3 protein-coding genes are annotated in these 2,218 nt (G+C 70.0%); all 3 read right to left on the bottom strand.

The window, feature by feature from the left end:
- Positions 1 to 922 (bottom strand): glycoside hydrolase family 43 protein (locus tag AB0G02_RS36180; protein WP_360803783.1); only part of this gene is annotated, 922 nt, incomplete at its 3' end.
- 34 nt (positions 923 to 956) lie between these two features.
- On the bottom strand, positions 957 to 1,805 hold the full coding sequence (locus tag AB0G02_RS36175; protein ID WP_360803780.1) for a carbohydrate ABC transporter permease: 849 nt from the start codon (positions 1,803 to 1,805) through the stop codon (positions 957 to 959).
- Positions 1,802 to 2,218, bottom strand: a 417-nt coding sequence (locus AB0G02_RS36170) for a sugar ABC transporter permease (protein ID WP_360803777.1), incomplete at its 5' end; no start/stop codon positions are given. The genes AB0G02_RS36175 and AB0G02_RS36170, both read right to left, overlap by 4 nt.

Raw genomic sequence — 2,218 nt, 5'->3', positions numbered from 1 at the left:
CCGGCGCCTGCTCCCGCAACCGGACGGGCCCGACCTGCGGCCAGCCGTCCTCCCACCGCACGGGGGTGAGGAAGGTTTCCCGGCCCAGCACGTGGAACTTGGGGCTGTACCCGACCGGGCGGGTGGCCAGCAGCACCATCCACCACTCGCCGTCCGGGGTGGTGACGAGGTCGGCGTGGCCGGTGCTCTGGATCGGGTGGGCCGTGCTGCGGTGCGACAGGACCGGGTTGGCCGGCGCCGACTCCCACGGCCCCCGCGGCGAGCGGGCACGCGCCATGGCCACGGTGTGACCGCGTTCGGTGCCGCCCTCCGCGATCATCAGGTACCACCACTCCCCGATGCGGTACAGGTGGGGCGCCTCGGGCCACTGCAGGCCGGTGCCGGCCCAGGCGGGGAACGGCCCCTCCAGCACCTTGCCCGCCTCGGGGTCGACGCGGGCGACCTGCACGCCGGAGAAGCTCGGCCCGTGGGCGCCGGCGAAGGCCGCCCAGCAGTTGCCGTCGTCGTCCCAGGCCAGGTCGGGGTCGATGCCGGGCAGGTCGATCCACACCGGGTCCGACCACGGGCCTTCGGGGCGCTCGGCGGTGACGACGAAGTTGCCGCCGTGCGAGACGTTCGTGGTGATCATCCAGAACCGGCCGTCGTGGTGCCGGATCGTGGGTGCGTAGATGCCGTCGGAGGCCATGGCGTCGGCCGGCAGCGGGAGCTGCGCGGGCCGGTCCAGGACGTTGCCGATCTGCCGCCAGTGCACCAGGTCCCGGCTGTGGAACAGCGGCACCCCCGGGAAGTACTCGAAGCTGGAGCACACCAGGTAGTAGTCCTCACCGACCCGGCACACGCTGGGGTCGGGGTGGAACCCGGGGATGACGGGGTTGTCGTAGTACCGGCCGGTCGCGGGTGGTTGCGGTGATTCCGCGTGCACGGGTTTCCTTCGCTCCGGGAAGTCGTGGGGGGTGTCAGCCCTTGAAGGCGCCGTCGAGGATGCCGGCGACCATGCGCCGCCCCACCAGGACGAACAGGACGACGAGGGGGATCGTGGCCAGGAACGAGCCGGACATGGCCAGGCCGAGGTCGATGTCGAGGCTGTTCTGCAGCGCCTTGATGGCGATCTGGGCGGTGTAGCGCTCGGGCGACTTGAGCACGATGAACGGCCACAGGAAGTCGTTCCAGGCGGTGATGAACCCGAACAGGCCGAGCACGAACGCGGCCGGGCGCACGATCGGGAACGCGATGCGCCAGAACACCTGCCAGGTGCTCGCGCCGTCGATGCGGGCGGCCTGCATCAGCTCGTCGCTGATCGTGGCCGTGATGTGCTGGCGCATCCAGAAGATCCCGAACGCGCTCGCCAGACCGGGCACGATCAACGCCTGGAGGGTGTCCACCCAGCCCAGCTCGGACATGATCAGGTACTGCGGGATGACCGAGAGCTGCGTGGGCACCGTCATCGTCAGGACCACGACCAGGAACAGGGTGTTCCGGCCGCGGAAGCGCAGCTTGGCGAAGGCGAACCCGGCCAGCGAGCACAGCACCGCCTGGCCGACGCCGATCGAGGTGGCCACGGCGAGGCTGTTGAGCAGCGACTGCACGAACGGCACCGTGTCCAGGACCAGGCCCAGCAGGTGGAAGAAGTTCCCGCCGGGCACGACCTCGGGCGGCATCTTCGTCGCGGCCGCGGTGTCGGTCGTGGCGATGATGAACATCCAGTACAGCGGGAACAGGCAGATCACGGCGGCGAGGACGAGCAGGGAGTAGGTCCACCAGCGGACCCGGCCGAGGTGCCGCCGGTGCGGCGCGGTGGTCGTCATCGGTCCGCCTTGATCCGGGTGGACAGCACGTAGTTGATCGCGGCGATCACCACGACCATGACGAACAGGGCGACCCCGATCGCAGAGCCGTAGCCGAACTTGAACTGCCCGAAGCCCTGCTCGTACAGGAAGAGCGTCAACGTCTGGCACTGGCGCACCGGGCCGCAGGTCAGCCCCGAGCCGATCAGCAGCGGCTCGGTGAAGACCTGCAAGCCGCCGATGGTGGACGTGACCACGGTGAAGATGATCACCGGTCGCAGCGAGGGGATGGTGATGTGCCGGAAGCGCTGCCACGGCCCCGCGCCGTCGATGGCCGCGGCCTCGAACACCGCCCGCGGCACCGACTGCAGCGACGCGAGGTAGAGCAGCGTGGTGTAGCCGAACCACCGCCACGTCACCATCGTCGCGATGAG

It is taken from the genome of Actinosynnema sp. NPDC023658 (genome assembly GCF_040639995.1).
Lineage (GTDB): Bacteria > Actinomycetota > Actinomycetes > Mycobacteriales > Pseudonocardiaceae > Actinosynnema.
This window is presented reverse-complemented; position numbering and strand designations above follow the sequence as displayed.

Bases quoted from the DNA above. Each gene is read 5' to 3' on its own strand.
- AB0G02_RS36175 (WP_360803780.1), bottom strand. From the start codon at position 1,805: ATGACGACCACCGCGCCGCACCGGCGGCACCTCGGCCGGGTCCGCTGG.